The organism is Microbacterium oxydans, assembly GCF_006540085.1.
GTDB lineage: Bacteria > Actinomycetota > Actinomycetes > Actinomycetales > Microbacteriaceae > Microbacterium > Microbacterium oxydans.
This window is the reverse complement of record NZ_BJOG01000004.1, coordinates 114,560-129,335: the sequence shown is the minus strand read 5'-3', so window position 1 is coordinate 129,335 and position 14,776 is coordinate 114,560. Positions and strand designations below refer to the sequence as shown.

Annotated in this window: 10 protein-coding genes; 4 read left to right on the top strand and 6 right to left on the bottom strand. The window is 67.8% G+C overall.

What is annotated here, in order from left to right; all coding sequences use genetic code 11:
• Positions 1-72: 72 nt before the first annotated feature.
• Positions 73-1,299: a LysM peptidoglycan-binding domain-containing protein gene (locus MOX01_RS08525; protein WP_141369268.1), complete on the top strand. Its 1,227-nt coding sequence runs from the start codon at positions 73-75 to the stop codon at positions 1,297-1,299.
• A gap of 78 nt (positions 1,300-1,377) precedes the next feature.
• Positions 1,378-3,324: a Stk1 family PASTA domain-containing Ser/Thr kinase gene (pknB, locus tag MOX01_RS08520; protein ID WP_141369266.1), complete on the top strand. Its 1,947-nt coding sequence runs from the start codon at positions 1,378-1,380 to the stop codon at positions 3,322-3,324.
• A gap of 110 nt (positions 3,325-3,434) precedes the next feature.
• Here pknB and MOX01_RS08515 read toward each other — a convergent pair whose 3' ends face one another.
• Both MOX01_RS08515 and MOX01_RS08510 read right to left on the bottom strand, forming a co-directional pair.
• The gene (locus MOX01_RS08515) at positions 3,435-4,775 is read right to left on the bottom strand and encodes a class II 3-deoxy-7-phosphoheptulonate synthase (RefSeq protein WP_046749332.1); all 1,341 of its coding nucleotides are present in this window, start codon (positions 4,773-4,775) and stop codon (positions 3,435-3,437) included.
• 47 nt (positions 4,776-4,822) lie between these two features.
• A complete protein-coding gene (locus MOX01_RS08510) occupies positions 4,823-5,512 on the bottom strand; it encodes a lysophospholipid acyltransferase family protein (protein WP_046749333.1) in 690 nt (229 codons plus the stop codon).
• Between the two features lie 151 nt (positions 5,513-5,663).
• Here MOX01_RS08510 and MOX01_RS08505 point away from each other — a divergent pair, with 151 nt between their 5' ends.
• A complete protein-coding gene (locus MOX01_RS08505) occupies positions 5,664-7,496 on the top strand; it encodes an AMP-dependent synthetase/ligase (RefSeq protein WP_058632789.1) in 1,833 nt (610 codons plus the stop codon).
• A gap of 55 nt (positions 7,497-7,551) precedes the next feature.
• Here MOX01_RS08505 and def read toward each other — a convergent pair whose 3' ends face one another.
• From def to MOX01_RS08490, 3 genes are all read right to left on the bottom strand, one after another.
• Positions 7,552-8,043: a peptide deformylase gene (def, locus tag MOX01_RS08500; protein ID WP_046749335.1), complete on the bottom strand. Its 492-nt coding sequence runs from the start codon at positions 8,041-8,043 to the stop codon at positions 7,552-7,554.
• A complete protein-coding gene (locus MOX01_RS08495; RefSeq protein ID WP_141369264.1) occupies positions 8,043-9,734 on the bottom strand; it encodes a MinD/ParA family ATP-binding protein in 1,692 nt (563 codons plus the stop codon). The genes def and MOX01_RS08495 overlap by 1 nt, the downstream gene beginning before the upstream one ends.
• 65 nt (positions 9,735-9,799) lie before the next feature.
• Entirely contained in the window at positions 9,800-13,207 is a 3,408-nt protein-coding gene (locus MOX01_RS08490) for a pyruvate carboxylase (RefSeq protein ID WP_058632787.1), read from the bottom strand.
• Positions 13,208-13,300: 93 nt separating this feature from the next.
• Here MOX01_RS08490 and MOX01_RS08485 point away from each other — a divergent pair, with 93 nt between their 5' ends.
• Positions 13,301-14,113, top strand: coding sequence for a ParA family protein (locus MOX01_RS08485; protein ID WP_046749338.1), 813 nt, complete (start codon positions 13,301-13,303; stop codon positions 14,111-14,113).
• 75 nt (positions 14,114-14,188) lie between these two features.
• Here MOX01_RS08485 and MOX01_RS08480 read toward each other — a convergent pair whose 3' ends face one another.
• Entirely contained in the window at positions 14,189-14,734 is a 546-nt protein-coding gene (locus tag MOX01_RS08480; RefSeq protein WP_046749339.1) for a MerR family transcriptional regulator, read from the bottom strand.
• Positions 14,735-14,776 lie beyond the last annotated feature (42 nt).

Genomic DNA, 14,776 nt, shown 5'->3' with positions numbered 1-14,776 from the left:
CACTTGCGTCACTTCTGTTGACTTCTGTTTACATCCGTGTCAGCGTGAAAAGCTCGAAAAAGGGGGCAGACCTTGACTCTGAAGACCGCCACACGGCGAACGCGACACCTGCAGATCGGAGTGCCTGCAGCGGTGCTCGGAGCACTGGCGACCACTCTCACCGCTGCGCCGGCCGGAGCGACTGTGCACGCGGACACGACTGCCGTCGAGCGGCCTCGCCTTCTTCCGGCACGCGTCGCACCCGCCGAGGCCGCACCATCGACCTACCGCGTCCAGCCCGGCGACACGGTTTCGGCGATCGCCTCGCGCTTCGGATTGCGCACGGTCGATGTCCTGACCTGGAACGGACTCTCCTGGCGCTCGGTGATCCACCCCGGCCAGACACTCACGCTCGCGCCCTCGCCCGCGCCGGCAGCCCCTGCGACGCCCCAAGCCCCTGCTCCCGCGGCCGCCGCGACGCATCAGGTCGTCTCCGGCGACACCGTGTACGCCATCGCCCGGAAGTACGGGACCTCCGTCGATGCCGTCCTCGCGGCGAACGGGCTCACACGCGCCTCGGTGATCTACCCCGGCCAGAACCTCGTCATCAGCGGCTCGGTCGGCGCGCCGACTGCTGCCGCTCCCATAGCGGCCGCGGCGCCGACCCCGGCTCCGGCCCCGGCTCCGGCCCCGGCGTCCGCCGCGTCCCATACCGTCGTCGCAGGCGACACCCTGTTCGGCATCGCGCAGAAGTACGGCACCACCACGCAGGCGCTGTACGCCGCGAACGGTCTCGGGCCGTCGTCGATCATCTACCCGGGCCAGGCCCTCTCCCTCCAGGGCACGCCGCCGACAGCGCCTGCACCGGCCCCGTCGGCGACCCCCTCGGCGGCGAGTGGCCCGCAGACAGCGGTGCTGACGGCCGAGCAGGCCTCGAACGCCGCGCTCATCATCCGCGTCGGCCGCGAGATCGGGGTGTCCGATCGGGCGATCGCGATCGCTCTCGCCACCGGCATGGTCGAGTCGGGTCTGCGAAACCTCGACTGGGGCGACCGCGACTCACTCGGCATCTTCCAGCAGCGTCCGAGCACCGGCTGGGGAACGTCGGCGCAGATCATGGACGCCGATCGGAGCACTCGCGTGTTCTACGGAGGGCAGAGCGACCCCAACGGCCAGGTGACCCGCGGGCTTCTCGACATCCCCGGCTGGGAGAACATGACCTTCACCGACGCTGCTCAGGCGGTCCAGATCTCGGCCTATCCCGAGAGGTACGGACAGTGGGAGGCGCAAGCATATGCCTGGCTCGCGCTCCACGGTTGACGACATCCGGGAAAACCCGCAGGCGCGAGGGGTGAGCCGCTCCCCTGTCTTTCAGGCAGTTCTCCATAGAATTCTGACGTGACGACCAATCAGCAGGCCGACCCCCTCATCGGGCGGCTTGTCGACGGCCGGTACCGCGTCCGCGCTCGCATCGCTCGGGGCGGCATGGCGACGGTGTACGTCGCGACCGACCTCCGCCTCGAACGACGCATCGCTCTCAAGGTGATGCACGCGCACCTCAGCGACGACTCCGCTTTCCAGAGCCGCTTCATCCAGGAGGCGAGAGCCGCTGCCCGCCTGGCCGACCCCCATGTCGTGAATGTGTTCGACCAGGGGCAGGATGGCGAACTCGCCTATCTCGTGATGGAGTACCTCCCCGGCATCACGCTGCGTGAGCTCCTCCGCGAGCAGAAACGTCTGACGATCCCGCAGACCATCACGATCATGGACGCGATCCTGGCGGGCCTCTCTGCGGCGCACCGCGCGGGGATCGTGCATCGCGATGTGAAGCCGGAGAACGTCCTCCTCGCGGAAGACGGTCGCATCAAGATCGGCGACTTCGGATTGGCACGGGCGACCACCGCGAACACCGCGACCGGACAGCAGCTGCTCGGGACGATCGCCTACCTCGCCCCAGAACTCGTCACGCGCGGCACCGCCGATGCCCGCAGCGACATCTACGCCCTCGGCATCATGCTCTACGAGATGCTGGTCGGCGAACAGCCGTACAAGGGCGAGCAGCCGATGCAGATCGCGTTCCAGCACGCCACGGAATCGGTACCGCGTCCCAGCGTGCGCAATCCTGCCGTGCCGGAGCAGCTCGACGAGCTCGTGCTCTGGGCCACCGAGAAGTCACCGGACGATCGACCGGACGATGCCCAGCAGATGCTCGAGCGCCTGCGGGAGATCGAGCGCGACCTCGGCATCGCCCCGACCGCGGCCAGAGCCACCGCCCCGCAGCACAGCCACGGTGATTCCGGAGACCTCACCAAGGTGATGCCGGGCACCATGCCCCTCGCCGACCCCACGGCTCCCGTCCCTGCGACACTGGACAACGCGACGCTCCTGCGCAGACGCGCATCCAAACGTCGCGCCCGCGGTGCCTTCCTGCTCGCTCTCGTCCTGCTGCTCGCGGTGCTCGCCGGCGGGGTCGGCTGGTGGTTCGGTTCCGGCCCTGGTTCGCTCATCGCCGTACCAGCCGTCGCCGGCGGCACGTACGACGCGGCAGCAGCGACCCTGACCGAAGCCGGGTTCGTCCCCACGCAGAAGGACGAGTTCTCCATCGATGTCCCCGCCGGAACGGTGATCGAGACCGATCCGGCCGAGGGCGTGCGCCTCGACAAGGGCGCCTCGGTCTCCGTGATCGTCTCCGCAGGACCGGCGTCCCACACCCTCGATCCGCTGAACGGACGCGCCGAGCAGGATGCGCGCGACTACCTGGCCGGACTCAACGTCAATGTCACGGACACCTCGCTGCGGCTCTTCTCCGACGCCGACGCCGGTATCGTCATCAACGCCTCCGTCACGCCCAGGGCGGGCGGGGAGTCATACATCTGCGGCGACGGGTGCGAGATCTTCGAGGACGACACCGTCGAGCTGTTCGTCTCGGCCGGCGAGTTCCCCGACGTCGCCGGCATGTCGGTCGACAAGGCGACGTCCACCCTCACGGACAAGGGACTCACCGTCACCGCCGACCCGCAGTACGTCTTCAGCGACAGCGTGTCCAAGGATGTGGTGATCGGTGTCGCCGATCGCGCAGAAGAGGGCAACTGGCGGCCGGGAGACAGCGTGCAGCTGATCGTCTCGAAGGGCCCGGAGCTCTTCCCCGTGCCCGACGTCTCGGGCAAGACCCTGAATGAGGCGAAGAAGATCCTCTCGGACAAGGGTTTCAAGTCGACCTACGCCGCCTGGGGAGACCTGCCCGGTTTCGCCGAGATGGCCAAGGTCACCGGCCAGGATCCGGGCTCGGACAAGTCCCTCCCGCGTGGCGGCACCGTGAACCTCTCGATTCAGCTCAGCGGCTGAGAGGCCCTACCCGTTCGGTCGAGCGCTCGCGTGTGCGACGAAGAACGAAAAGGAGCCGCCCTCCCCGATGGTCCCGGGGAGGGCGGCTCCTTTTCATCCCGTGTGGGAGGTCAGCGCTTCTCGAGCTCCTCCGCCACCAGGAAGGCGAGCTCGAGCGACTGCATGTGATTCAGACGCGGGTCGCACAGGCTCTCGTAGCGAGTGGCCAGGGCCGCCTCGTCGATCTGCTCGGACCCGCCGAGGCACTCGGTGACGTCGTCGCCGGTCAGCTCGACGTGGATGCCGCCGGGGAACGTGCCGACCGCGCGGTGCGCTTCGAAGAAGCCCCGCACCTCGTCGACGACGTCGTCGAAGCGACGCGTCTTGTAGCCGGTCGGCGTGGTGATGCCGTTGCCGTGCATCGGGTCGGTGACCCACAACGGCTGGGCGCCGGAGTCACGGACCGCTTCGAGCAGCGGCGGCAGGGCGTCGCGGATCTTGCCCGCTCCCATGCGCGTGATGAAGGTCAGGCGCCCGGGCTCGCGCTCGGGGTCGAGCTTGTCGATCAGCGCGAGGGCGGTCTCGGGCGACGTGGTCGGTCCGAGCTTCACTCCGATGGGATTGCGGATCTTGGAGAAGTAGTCAACGTGCGCACCGTCGAGCTCACGCGTGCGCTCTCCGATCCAGAGGAAGTGGGCGGAGGTGTTGTACGGCGTGTCCGTGCGCGAGTCGATGCGCGTCATCGGACGCTCGTAGTCCATCAGCAGACCCTCGTGCCCGGTGAAGAACTCGACGCGCTTGAGTTCGTCGAAGTCGGCTCCCGCCGCTTCCATGAACTTGATCGCGCGGTCGATCTCCGCCGCCATGCGCTCGTACCGCTGGTTGGCCGGGTTCTGCGCGAAGCCCTTGTTCCAGGAGTGCACCTCGCGGAGATCGGCGAACCCGCCCTGCGTGAAGGCACGGATCAGGTTCAGCGTCGATGCCGCCGTGTGGTAGCCCTGCAGCAGTCGACCGGGATCGGCCGTGCGGGAGCCCTCGGTGAAGTCGTAGCCGTTCACGATGTCGCCGCGGTACGCGGGCAGCGTGACGTCGCCACGGGTCTCGGAGTCGCTCGAGCGCGGCTTCGCGAACTGCCCCGCCATGCGGCCCATCTTGACGATGGGCATCGAGGCGCCGTACGTGAGCACGACCGCCATCTGCAGCACCGTCTTGATGCGGTTGCGGATCTGCTCGGCAGTCGCTCCGGCGAAGGTCTCGGCGCAGTCGCCGCCCTGGAGCAGGAACGCCTGGCCGGACGCCGCGCGCGCGAGCCGGTCGCGAAGGTTGTCGACCTCGCCGGCGAAGACCAGCGGCGGGAGGGTCGCGATCTGCTGGGAGACGTCGGCGACGCGGTCCGCGTCGGGCCACTGCGGCTGCTGCTTGATGGGAAGCGAGCGCCATGCATCAAGGGCTTCGATGTGGTGCGGGAGCATGCGTTCCAGCCTAGTGGTCGCCGGTACCACCGAGATCCGCGTCGGGCCTATGTGACGCGGGTCGGGATCCGGTCCTTGACCGTCGACGCGTAGACGTCTTCGTACTTCTGCTCACCGAGACGCTGGAGCGCCACCATGATCTCGTCCGTGACCGAGCGGAGGATGTACCTATCGTTCTCCATGCCGGCGTATCGGGAGAAGTCGAGCGGCTCCCCGATCACGATTCCGACCCGCACGATGCGGGGCAGTCGCCTTCCGATGGGCATCGCTGTGTCGGTGTCGACCATGATCACCGGCACGACGGGGACCTTCGCCTCGAGCGCCATCCTGGCGATGCCGGTCCGGCCCCGGTACAGCTTGCCGTCGGGGCTACGCGTCCCCTCGGGGTAGATCCCGAGCAGATCGCCCCCGCCCAGCACCTGGAGCCCCGTGTTGAGTGACGCCTCGGAAGCCTTGCCACCCGATCGGTCGATGGGGATCTGCCCGGTGGCCTTCATGAAGAACTTCGTCGCCCACCCTTTGAGGCCCCGACCGGTGAAGTAGTCGCTCTTGGCGAGGAAGGACATCGACCGGTCGATGACCAGTGGAAGGAAGATGGAGTCTGCGAACGAGAGATGATTGCTCGCCAGGATCGCCGCCCCGTTCGCGGGCACGTTGTTCCTCCCCACGATCCACGGGCGGAACACCGCCTTGACCACGGGGCCGATCACCACGTACTTCATCAGCCAGTAGAACATCGTGGTGAAGTCTAGCGCCGCGCCCGGGCTCCGACCGAGCGGTCTCTTCGGCTCTCCCGCTTCCGCGACCCAGTTCCACCTGGAGAGCGACTGGGTTCCATGCCCTAGACTCGATGGAAGTCCGTGCCCGACCGGTACCGAAGGAGCTGCCGTGGTCCAGTTTGAAGTCCCCGCGATCGTCCCCGCCGATCCCGACGCGAACGTCGCCGACCTCCTGGTGAAGCGCGTGGAGGCGACGCCGGATCGGGCGTTGTTCTCCGTCCCGGAGGGAGACGGGTGGCGCGACATCTCCGCCGCCGACTTCCAGACCGCGGTGATCGCCCTCGCGAAGGGCTTCGCCGCAGCAGGCATCCAGCCCGGAGAGAAGGTCGGCTTCCTGGCGCGCACCACATACGAGTGGACCCTCGTCGACTTCGCGTTGTTCTACACCGGCGCCGTGATGGTGCCGATCTATGAGACCAGCTCCCCCTCGCAGATCCAGTGGATCCTCGAAGACTCCGGTGCGATCGCGCTCATCGTGGAGTCGCCGGAGCATTTCGCCCGCGTCGACGAGGTGCGCGGCGACCTGCCTCTGCTCCGCGAAGTCTGGCAGCTGCACCTCGGAGCGATCGACACTCTGACGGCCCAGGGCGCGTCGGTGAGCGACTCCGAGATCGAGCGCCGGCGAAACCTCGCTGTCGGTTCCGACATCGCGACGCTCATCTACACCTCGGGGTCCACAGGCCGCCCGAAGGGATGCGTCCTCACGCACAGCAACTTCGTCGAGCTGTCGCGCAACTCGGCGAAGGCACTGGACGAAGTCGTCCAGACGCCCGGCGCATCCACACTCCTCTTCATCACCACCGCGCACGTGTTCGCGCGATTCATCTCGATCCTCGATGTCCACGCCGGAGTGCGCACCGGGCACCAGCCCGACACGCGCCAGCTCCTGCCTGCACTCGGGTCGTTCAAGCCGACCTTCCTCCTCGCCGTGCCGCGCGTCTTCGAGAAGGTCTACAACTCGGCGGAGCAAAAGGCGGAAGCCGGGGGCAAGGGGAAGATCTTCCGCGCCGCCGCCGAGGTCGCGGTCGAGCACTCGAAGCTGCTCGAGGAGGGCAAGCCGATCCCGTTCGGCATGAAGCTCAAGTTCGCGCTGTTCAACAAGCTCGTCTACAGCAAGCTCCGTGAGGCCATGGGCGGCAACGTCGTCTACGCGGTGTCCGGCTCCGCTCCCTTGGGCTCACGACTCGGACACTTCTTCCACAGCCTCGGTGTGGTGATCCTCGAGGGCTACGGCCTGACGGAGACGACGGCCCCCGCGACGGTGAACCTGGCGGACAAGTCGAAGATCGGCACCGTCGGTCCCGCTCTCCCCGGCGTCGGTGTGCGTCTCGCCGACGACGGCGAGATCGAGGTCCGCGGCATCAACGTGTTCAAGGAGTACTGGAACAACCCGGAGGCGACGGCCGACGCCTTCAGCGAAGGCGGCTGGTTCCACACGGGCGACATCGGCAGCTTCGACTCCGAGGGATTCCTGACGATCACCGGCCGCAAGAAGGAGATCATCGTCACCGCCGGCGGCAAGAACGTCGCACCCGCCGCGCTCGAGGACCCGATCCGCGCGAACCCGATCATCGGCCAGGTCGTCGTGGTCGGCGACCAGCGTCCGTTCATCTCGGCCCTGGTGACGCTCGACCCCGAAATGCTCCCGACATGGCTCGCGAACAACGGACTCGAGGGCACGATGTCGCTCGCCGATGCTTCGAAGAACGCGGCGGTGCGCGCGGAGGTGCAGCGTGCGGTCGATGCCGCGAACGGCCGTGTCTCGCGCGCGGAGTCGATCCGCAAGTTCACGATCCTCGACTCCGAGTGGACGGAAGCCTCCGGTCACCTGACGCCGAAGCTCTCGATCAAGCGCAACATCATCATGAACGACTTCGCCGACGAGATCGCCGCGATCTATGACGAGCCCGTCGCCACCACGAACGTGCCGATCGGCGGCTGACCCTGAGGACACGAAGAAGGGCCCCGCAGGTGCGGGGCCCTTCTTCGTGTGCTCATCAGAACCAGGAACTCTCCCGCACCTCCCGCATCGCGATCTTGCGCGTTTCCGGGTCGAGGCGAGTCAGGAAGAGCTTGCCGTCCAGGTGATCGGTCTCGTGCTGCAGAGCCTGGGCGAGGAGGCCCTCGCCTTCGAGGACCACCGGGTTGCCGTCGAGGTCGATTCCCTCCACGCGTGCCCATGGATGGCGCTGCGCGTCGTGCCACAGGCCGGGAACCGAGAGGCAGCCCTCCCCCGTCGGCTCGGGCTCGCCGCGGACTTCGGTCAGCACGGGGTTGAGGACATATCCGATGTCACCGTCGATGTTGTAGCTGAACGCGCGCAGGGCGACGCCGATCTGAGGCGCGGCCACGCCTGCGCGCCCGGGGAGCTCGACGGTATCGACCAGGTCTGCGACGAGGGCGCGCACTCCGTCGTCGATCTCCTCGATCGGGGCGCAGACCGTGCGCAGGACGGGGTCGCCGAAGATGCGGATCTCGCGGACGGCCATCAGGCGGCCTTCGCCCGGAGGCCCTCGACGAGCAACGCGGCGAGTTCGCGGGCGGCGATCCGTGTCTCCGGCAGGAGGTTGGCGAACACGATCGCCCCTCCCCCGGCGATCTGCGGGTCGTACGGCACGCGGACGACACTCCGGGCCCGCGTGGCGAAGTGCGCCTGCAGTTCGTTCAGACGCACGAGCGGAGCGCCTGGCGTGGACTGATTGAGGACGACGATCGCCTCCCGCGCCTGCTCCGCGTACCCGTTGGTCTCGAGCCACGTGAGCGTCTCGGATGCGAGTCTCGCCTCGTCCACGCTGAGCCCCGAGACGATGACGATCTGATCCGCCAGGTCGAGGGTCGCCGACATCACCGAGTGGACGATCCCCGTCCCCGTGTCGGTGAGGACGAGCGAGTAGTAGTGAGCGGCGACGTCCGCGACGTCGCGGTAGTCGCTGTCGCTGAAGGCCTCAGCGATGCGCGGGTCGGCATCGGAGGCCAGGACGTCGAGGCGTGTCGCGTCACGCGCAACGATCGCGGAGATGTCGTGGTAACCCCTGACGTCGTCGTGGATCCGGACGAGGTCGCGCACCGACTTGCTGTGGTTCGGTCGCACGATCCGCTCCGCGAGCGTGCCACGGTCGGGGTTCGCGTCGACCGCGATCACCCGGTCCTCACGCGCATCGGCCAGGGCCATGCCCAGGAGCGCGGTGATCGTGGTCTTGCCCACCCCTCCCTTGCGGGAGAGCACCGGCACGAAGCGCGCTCCGCCCGCGATCGGCGCCGCGATCCGCGCGGAGAGGGCTTTGCGCTCCCGCGCGCGGCGCCCGTCGCCGATGTTGATCCGCCGGCCGGAGACCGCGTACAGCAGATGACTCCACGCTCCCTCAGGCTCGGGCTTGGTGATCTGATGCGGATCGAGCAGTCGGTCTGCCGTCAGCAGATCAGCGGATTCGCGTGAGGATTCGCCCAGCTCATCCAGGCGTTTCGACGTGAGTGTCACGTCCTCGCGACCCGCCGGGCGTGCCGGCTGGGCCACGACGGGCCTCTCTTCGGGGATGGACACGGTGGTCTCCTTCTCAGCGGGTGTCCGCACGGCGGGTGCCGGTGCAGATGCCGTCGTCTCGGTCCGGGCCTGAGCGAGGAAACGCGCCGCAGCCTCTTCCTCGGCAGCCTCTTCCTCGGCAGTCTCTTCTGCGGCAGCCGCTTCCTCGGCAGCACGCTCACGAACGGCGTCGGGATCGTCGGCGATCGAGTCGCCGGGCTCCTCGTCATCGACGATCACGGCATCGATGACGGCGTCCGCATGCGGACGCGAACCGATCGCTGTCGCATCGATCGCGATCGGCTCGATCACGGGCGAATCGATCACACCGGTGACGGCATCGGGCTCTGCGGGCGGCTCCTCCGCCGACGCCGCATCGATCGAGGGTACCTCGGGCAACGGCTTCGTCTTCGTCTTCGTCTTCGCCGGAAACGCCGTCTCCTGTTCGACGGCAGGCACCGGATCGATCACGAGGTCTCCGATGACCTCGCCGTCGATCACCTCGTCGTCGGCGAGATCGTCGTCCTCGTTCATGGGCAGGGTCACACGGACCTGGGCCGTCCCGCCGAGGATGCCGATACCGGCCGTGTCGAGAGACGCGGCTTCGTCGAGCACCCCCAGCGAGTCATCCTCGGGGTCGGTGGTGTTCTTCGGTGTCACGATGTCGCTCCAAGCCTGCGCGAGCCCCGGGTGCGCACGGATGCGCGGCCCTCGCCCGCACAAGATTAGTGCGCCGGGCGGATCACGACCAAAAGATCTCCGGCGTCCACCTGCTGCGTCTCGGCGATGGCGTGCCGCTCGATGACACCGTCGACGGGTGCGGTGATGGCCGCCTCCATCTTCATCGCCTCGATGGATGCGACGGGTTCACCGGCGTGCACGGTGGCCCCCACCTCGGCCTTCAACGTGACGACACCGGAGAACGGTGCGGCGACCTGGCCGGGAACCGAGGTGTCCGCCTTCTCCACCTCGATCGCATCGACCTTGACCGCGCGATCACGGACGAACACCGGACGAAGCTGCCCGTTGAGGGTGGTCATGACCGTGCGCATGCCCTTGTCATCCGCGTCGCCGATGGCCTCGAGTCCCACGTAGAGCCGCACGCCCCGGTCGATCTCGACCTGATGCTCCTGGCCGGCGACGAGGCCATAGAGGTAGTCGCTGGTGTCGAGCACCGAGAGGTCGCCGAACAGTTCACGGCGCTCGGCGAACTCCGCACTCGGCGCAGGGAACAGCAGGGTGTTGAGCCGCGCTCTGCGCTCAGAGCTGGTGCCACCGAGCGCTGCTTCATCGTCCGCGGTGATCGCCGTAATCCCGGTGCGCACCGACCGTCCTGCGAGGACCTTGGTACGGAACGGCTCTGGCCATCCGCCGGGAAGGTCGCCGAGTTCACCAGCCATGAATCCGACGACCGAGTCCGGCACGTCGTACTTCTCGGGGTTGGCCTCGAAGTCGGCCGGATCGGCTTTCACCGCCGCGAGATGGAGCGCGAGGTCTCCGACGACCTTCGACGACGGCGTGACCTTGGGCACCCGCCCGAGGATGCGGTCCGCGGCGGCGTACATGTCCTCGATGAGTTCGAAGTCGTCGGCCAGACCGAGTGCCTTCGCCTGCTGCCGGAGGTTGGAGAGCTGGCCGCCGGGGATCTCGTGGTGGTAGACACGGCCCGTGGGTCCGGGCAGTCCCGACTCGAAAGGCGCATACTGTCGACGGACCGCCTCCCAGTACGGCTCCAGGTCGGAGACCGCTCCCAGGGAGATGCCGCTGTCGCGCTCCGTGTGGGCGAGCGCAGCCACCAGGGACGACAGCGAGGGCTGGCTCGTGCTCCCCGAGAGGGGTGCCGATGCGGCGTCCACCGCGTCGACGCCGGCCGCGCTGGCGGCGAGAAGCGTGGCGAGCTGGCCTCCGGGGGTGTCGTGCGTGTGCAGATGCACGGGCAGGTCGAAGCGCTCGCGCAGCGCCGTCACCAGCTTGGCCGCCGCCGCGGGTCGCAGCAGACCAGCCATGTCCTTGATGGCGATGATGTGCGCGCCAGCTTCGACGATCTGATCCGCCAGGCCCAGGTAGTAGTCGAGCGTGTAGAGGTCTTCTGCCGGATCGAGCAGGTCACCGGTGTAGCAGAGCGCGACCTCGGCGACGGCGGTCCCCGTGTTGCGGACGGCCTCGATCGCCGGACGCATCTGCTCGACGTCGTTGAGGGCGTCGAAGATGCGGAAGATGTCCACCCCGCTGGCGGCCGCCTCGGCGACGAACGCCTCGGTCACCGCGGTGGGGTACGGGGTGTATCCGACCGTGTTGCGCCCGCGCAGCAGCATCTGGATCGCCACGTTCGGGAGCGCAGCCCTGAGCTTGTCGAGTCTCTCCCAGGGGTCTTCGCCGAGGAAGCGCAGCGCGACGTCGTATGTCGCCCCTCCCCACGCCTCGACCGACAGCAACTCGGGAGTCAGCCGTGCGAGATAAGGAGCCGCGGCGACGAGGTCCTTCGTGCGCACACGCGTGGCGAGGAGCGACTGATGCGCGTCGCGGAAGGTGGTGTCGGTGATCGCCAGCGCCGTCTGCGCACGGAGACTGCGTGCGAAACCCTCCGGTCCCCGTTCGAGAAGCCTCTGGCGAGAGCCCGGAGCCGGCTCGGTCGTCAGATCGACGGAAGGAAGCTTGGCGACCGGATCGATGACGCCGGGGTGCGCACCGTGCGGCTTGTTCACCGTGACGTCGACCAGCCAGTTGAGCAGCTTCGTTCCACGGTCCTTCGAAACCCGGCCACGCAGCAGCTCTGGACGCTCATCGATGAAGGACGTGCTGACGTCACCAGCGATGAACGCGTCATCTTCCAGGAGAGCCTGGAGGAAGGGGATGTTGGTGGAGACACCCCGGATGCGGAACTCCGCGAGCGCTCGACGTGCGCGGGCGACCGCCGCAGGGAAGTCACGACCGCGGCACGTGAGCTTCGCGAGCATCGAGTCGAAGTGAGGGCTGATCTGTGCGCCCTGGTGCACCGTGCCGCCGTCGAGACGGATGCCGGCGCCTCCCGGCGAGCGGTAGGTGGTGATCTTGCCGGTGTCAGGACGGAATCCCTGAGTGGGATCCTCCGTCGTGATCCGGCATTGGAGCGCCGCTCCGCGCAGGTGCAGATTCTGCTGCTGCAGACCGAGGTCGGCGAGGGTCTGGCCGGAGGCGATGCGCATCTGGCTCTGCACGAGGTCGACGTCGGTGACCTCCTCTGTGACCGTGTGCTCGACCTGGATGCGCGGATTCATCTCGATGAAGACGACCTCGCCCGTGCGCTCCCCCGCGGTCTCCAGCAGGAACTCGACGGTTCCCGCGTTCTCGTAGCCGATCGACCGGGCGAAGGCCACGGCGTAGCCGTGCAGCGCCGTCCGCACGCTGTCGTCGAGGTTCGGCGCCGGAGCGATCTCCACGACCTTCTGGTGGCGCCGCTGCACCGAACAGTCGCGCTCGAACAGGTGGACCGTCTCACCCGTCTTGTCGGCGAGGATCTGCACCTCGATGTGCCGAGGGCGCACGACCGCCTGCTCGAGGAACATCCGGGCGTCGCCGAACGCGCTCGCAGCTTCCCGCATCGCCTCCGCGAGAGCGGGCGCGAGATCACCTGCCGTCTCGACACGACGCATCCCGCGGCCTCCACCACCGGCCACGGCCTTGGCGAACAGCGGGAAGCCGATCTCCGCCGACTGGGCGACGAGTGCATCGACGTCGTCGGAGGCTTCTGTGGATCGCAGCACCGGTACTCCGGCCTCGACCGCGTGCCGCTTCGCCTCGACCTTGTTCCCCGCCATCTCGAGCACATTCGAGGGTGGGCCGATGAACACGATGCCGTTCGCTGCGGCCTTCTCGGCGAGCTCCGGGTTCTCGGAGAGGAACCCGTACCCGGGGTAGATCGCATCGGCGCCGGACTCCAGCGCGACCCGGATGATCTCGTCGACATCGAGGTAGGCGCGGACGGGATGACCGCGTTCGCCGATCTCATAGGCCTCATCGGCCTTCAGCCGATGCACGGAGCCGCGATCTTCGTAAGGGAACACCGCGACGGTGCGCGCTCCCACTTCGACTGCCGCACGGAAGGCGCGGATCGCGATCTCGCCGCGATTCGCCACAAGGATCTTCTGGAACATGCACACCTCTGGAAGCTCGATGCGCAGCTTTTTCGATGCGCATGGGGCGGGGCTGAGTGTTCCCCCAGCCTAGGGGAAGGTAACGTTGTCTCCGTGCACGTACTCAGCGTCAGCTCTCTCAAGGGAGGCGTCGGCAAGACGACCGTGACACTCGGGCTGGCCTCAGCGGCTTTCGCCCGAGGAGTCCGGACGCTCGTCGTCGACCTCGACCCGCAGTCCGACGTCTCCACCGGGATGGACATCCAGGTGGCCGGACGACTCAACATCGCCGATGTCCTGGCGAACCCGAAGGAGAAGGTCGTCCGTCAGGCGATCACGTCCAGCGGGTGGGCGAAGGTGCACCCCGGGACGATCGATGTCCTCATCGGCAGTCCCTCCGCGATCAATTTCGACGGCCCGCACCCGAGCGTGCGCGACGTGTGGAAGCTGGAGGAGGCGCTCGCATCCGTCGAGTCCGAGTACGACCTCGTGCTCGTCGACTGCGCACCGTCGCTGAATGCCCTGACCCGCACGGCGTGGGCGGCGAGCGACCGCGTCATGGTCGTCACCGAGCCCGGCCTCTTCTCCGTCGCCGCAGCCGACCGTGCCCTCCGCGCGATCGAGGAGATCCGCCGCGGTCTCTCGCCGCGACTCCAGCCGCTCGGCATCGTGGTGAACCGCGTGCGTCCGCAGTCCATCGAGCACCAGTTCCGCATCAAGGAGCTCCGCGACATGTTCGGCCCTCTCGTGCTCTCCCCCCAGCTTCCGGAACGCACGTCTCTGCAGCAGGCGCAGGGCGCCGCCAAGCCCCTGCACATCTGGCCGGGCGACTCCGCTCAGGAACTCGCCGCCGACTTCGACCAGCTGCTCGACCGCATCATCCGCACCGGACGCATCGCCGTGCCCGAGAGCGGTCAGCAGAGCTGACACGTCCGACGCATACAGCGAAACGGCCGCCCTCTTCGAGGACGGCCGTTTTCTGTCTGTGGGTGAGGCGCTGTATCACGCCGAGCGCTTGGTCCGGCGCGCGGACAGCTCGTCGACCGGGTCGGGCGCCGTCGCGTCGAAGGAGACGAGCGTCGACTCCACCTCGCGGAGGACCTTGCCGACGGCGATGCCGAACACACCCTGCCCGCGGCTGACGAGGTCGATGACCTCGTCGTTCGACGTGCAGAGGTAGACCGAGGCTCCGTCGCTCATGAGCGTGGTTCCGGCCAGGTCGCGGATACCGGCACGCCGGAGCTCTTCGACGGCCGTGCGGATCTGCTGCAGCGAGATGCCGGTGTCGAGAAGGCTCTTCACCAGCTTGAGGACGAGGATGTCACGGAAGCCGTAGAGACGCTGCGAGCCGGAGCCGTTCGCGCCGCGCACGGTGGGCTCGACCAGCTCGGTGCGCGCCCAGTAGTCGAGCTGACGGTAGGTGATACCGGCGGCACGCGCTGCGACCGCACCACGGTAGCCGACCTCGTCATCCATGGCCGGGAGTCCGTCGGTGAAGAGGAGTTCGGGTACGAACCGCGGGTCGCCTGCGAGCTCATCCGCATTCATCTGAAATCCTCTCTGGAACGGTTTCTTCCACGGTAGAGCAGT

Bases quoted from the DNA above. Each gene is read 5' to 3' on its own strand.
- MOX01_RS08515 (WP_046749332.1), bottom strand. From the start codon at position 4,775: ATGCTCCCGCACCACATCGAAGCCCTTGATGCATGGCGCTCGCTTCCC.
- MOX01_RS08510 (WP_046749333.1), bottom strand. From the start codon at position 5,512: ATGTTCTACTGGCTGATGAAGTACGTGGTGATCGGCCCCGTGGTCAAG.
- def (WP_046749335.1), bottom strand. From the start codon at position 8,043: ATGGCCGTCCGCGAGATCCGCATCTTCGGCGACCCCGTCCTGCGCACG.
- MOX01_RS08490 (WP_058632787.1), bottom strand. From the start codon at position 13,207: ATGTTCCAGAAGATCCTTGTGGCGAATCGCGGCGAGATCGCGATCCGC.
- MOX01_RS08480 (WP_046749339.1), bottom strand. From the start codon at position 14,734: ATGAATGCGGATGAGCTCGCAGGCGACCCGCGGTTCGTACCCGAACTC.